Origin of the sequence: Roseiarcus sp., from assembly GCF_052145395.1 — a bacterium.
Classification (GTDB): Bacteria; Pseudomonadota; Alphaproteobacteria; order Rhizobiales; family Beijerinckiaceae; genus Roseiarcus.
Window position 1 is genome coordinate 1 of record NZ_JBKQOT010000699.1, and the last position, 2,945, is coordinate 2,945.

Genomic DNA, 2,945 nt, shown 5'->3' on the forward strand with positions numbered 1-2,945 from the left:
GGCCTGAGCGAACGCAGCCGCAGCGTTGACGCGTTCCTCCAAGATTGCGCGTCGCGCCGGTTCGAGAAGCATTGGGTCGCGAAGCAGGTTCGTTTGCATCGCGGCGATGTCGGCGGCGGTCTTCGAAGCCTGCCGCGTTTCGAGATCGGCGATCGCGGCGGCAATCGCGGCTTGCAGACGCGCGAGTTCGGCTTTGGGATCGACGATAGTGTCGACCGGGATCGGGGGCGTACGGCGCTCGAACATAAAGAGAGGACCCGCCGCGATTCCGGGGGAGACTGGGATCGGGCCTTCGACGCTTGCAGGGCCTGCAATCGCAGGAGCGGCCGAAACATCTCCGGTGAAGCCTTCGATCAGCGTCCGTAGCGCCGTGGCCGCCGCTTGCGCATCGCGTCCGGTCGCCGTGATGCGCAGCCGATGACCATCGAGGGCCGCCAGCGACATCAGCGCGATCAAGCTCCTGGCGTTTACGGGTCCGTTGCCGTTGTCGGCGTTGTCGAGACGGACATCGGAGTCGAAACGTCCTGCGAGCGCTGCGACCTGACCGGCCGGCCGTGCGTGCAGTCCGTGCGGGTCGTGGATCGTCGCTTCCACGACGGCGTCCGGCCCTGTGCCGTCGCTGATCGGGCGAACCGCTGCGATGGCCGCTTCGTTCGGTTCGTTTGCTGCGCCGGGATCGGCGTCAGATCCGAGTTGCTCGTTCTTTGGCGCGAGAGCCAGGCTCGCCTCGCGAACGACGGTTTCACGCGAAGCCCCGGCGGCTGCGGCGACGGCCGCCGCCACCGCCCCTTCGACGAAAGGGGCGGACGAGAGCACGACGCGTTGCTTGATCTGCGGTTCGGCGAGATCGAGGGCCATCTCGGTCGACAAGATGGCGCTGCCCAGATCCATCAACACGACTGTTCCGGCTTGATTGTCGGCTGCAGTGATCGCTTCAAGGACGCGCATCGCATCGGTGCCGAGTTCGGAGCCGTCCTTGCCCGCGCCGGCCGCGCAAAAGATGGCGACGCGACCGCCGACCATTTGCCGGGCGAGCGCCTCCACGCTCTCGGCAAGGGCCTTCGAATGCGAAACGAGGACGAGGGCGACGCCGTCCCTTGTGTCGGTCACTGGACCGCGACCTCGGACAGCGCTTTGAGCAGGCGATGGGTCGAGGTTGCGCCGGGATCCTGATGCCCGGCGCTGCGCTCGCCGAGGTAACTGGCGCGCCCCTTCCGCGCGACGAGCGGGATGGTCGCCGTCATCCCCTCTTCGGCAGCGCTGGCCGATGCAGTCAGCGCCTCCCCGAGCGACTTGCCGTCGGCGTGCTTTAGCGCCTCGACCGCGGGCGCCAGCGCATCAATCATCGTCTTGTCGCCGAGGACGGCTTTGCCGCGTTGCATGACGCCGGTCAGCGCAGCTTCGAGGCAGGAAGTCCAGTCGGCAAGGTCCAGTTCCGTCTTGCCGGCCGATTTCGCCGCAGCTTGCAGAAAGAAGGTCGCATAAAGCGGTCCGCTCGCACCCCCGACAGTCGACAGAAGCGTCATCGCCACCGTTTTGAATAGGGCGCCGATGTCAGCAGGCTTCTCGGTCGCAAGCTTGTCTTTGACGGCCAGGAAGCCGCGCGCCATGTTGGCGCCGTGGTCGCTGTCCCCAATCGGCGCATCGAGATCATTCAGATAGGCTTTGCGCAGTTCTATCTCGTCCGCAGCAAGGTTGATCCAGGTGAGGACGGCGTCGCCGGTAAGGGATAGCATTGTCTCTCTCCGGTCCGGCTTAAGCGCCCCAGCGCAGGGCCGACGTATGGACCGGCGCATCCCAGTATGGCGCCATGTCGTCATCGAGCCTGAGCAGGGTGATCGAGCAGCCGGCCATTTCGAGGCTGGTGATATAGGAGCCGACGAGATTCCGCCCGATCTTAAGCCCGTGCTTCGTCGCTATCTCAAAGGCCTTGCGGTAGACGACATAGAGTTCGATCGCGGGCGTTCCGCCCATGCCGTTGACAAACAGCAGCACATTATCGCCGCCCTTGAACGGCAGGTCTTCGAGGATCGGCTGCATCAGCATCTCGGCGATGCGGTCGGCTTGTTCGAGCTTGACCCGATAGCGACCGGGCTCGCCATGGATGCCGACACCGATCTCCATCTCGTCTTCCTTCAATTCGAAAGAAGGCTTGCCCGCATGCGGCACTGTGCACGAGGTTAGCGCCATGCCCATCGATCGGCCTTGGGCGTTGACCCTTCGGCACAGCGCCGCGACTTCGGCCAGAGGCAGCTTCGCCTCCGCCGCGCCGCCGCAGATCTTCTCCGCCAACACCGTCGTCCCGACGCCGCGCCGACCCGCCGTCCAGGTCGAGTCCTTGACGGCGACGTCATCGTCGATGACGACGCTCTCCACCGCGATGCCGTCGCCTTTGGCGAACTCCGCCGCCATCTCGAAGTTCATGACGTCGCCAGTGTAGTTCTTGACGAGGTAAAGCACGCCGGCGCCGCCGTCGATCGCTTTGGTCGCGGCAAGGATCTGGTCGGGCGTCGGGCTGGTGAAGACGGCGCCTGGGCAAGCCGCATCGAGCATGCCGAGTCCGACAAACCCGCCATGCATCGGCTCGTGCCCGCTGCCGCCGCCCGAGAGGAGCGCCACCTTTCCATTGATGGGCGAGGAGGCCCGCGTGATGAAATTGGGATCCTTGTGTACGCGAAGGATGTCACCATGCGCCGCCGCCATGCCGTCCAGCGCCTCAAGGACTAGAGTTTCCGGGCTGTTTATGAGCTTTTTCATTGAACCTCCCTTATGGTTAGCAAGCGTTCCAAAACTTGCTCGTCTGTCTATATTGCATTAGTAATTACTTTTCTAGACTTCAGCTCGCTCAGCAATATCAATCACGGCGTTATTTTCGCGAGGCTGCTTTTCAAGGCTGCTCGCAGGAATGCCTTTATAAAAATAGCCGCGATCACGCCGCCGGCCAA

The 2,945-nt window shown here is 63.9% G+C and carries 3 protein-coding genes; all 3 read right to left on the bottom strand.

The window, feature by feature from the left end; translation table 11 throughout:
- Positions 1-1,110, bottom strand: a 1,110-nt coding sequence (dhaM, locus tag ACLP25_RS23925; protein WP_442471627.1) for a dihydroxyacetone kinase phosphoryl donor subunit DhaM, incomplete at its 3' end; no start/stop codon positions are given.
- A complete protein-coding gene (gene dhaL, locus ACLP25_RS23930) occupies positions 1,107-1,736 on the bottom strand; it encodes a dihydroxyacetone kinase subunit DhaL (RefSeq protein WP_442471628.1) in 630 nt (209 codons plus the stop codon). The genes dhaM and dhaL, both read right to left, overlap by 4 nt.
- A 19-nt stretch (positions 1,737-1,755) precedes the next feature.
- A complete protein-coding gene (gene dhaK, locus ACLP25_RS23935) occupies positions 1,756-2,757 on the bottom strand; it encodes a dihydroxyacetone kinase subunit DhaK (protein WP_442471629.1) in 1,002 nt (333 codons plus the stop codon).
- Positions 2,758-2,945 lie beyond the last annotated feature (188 nt).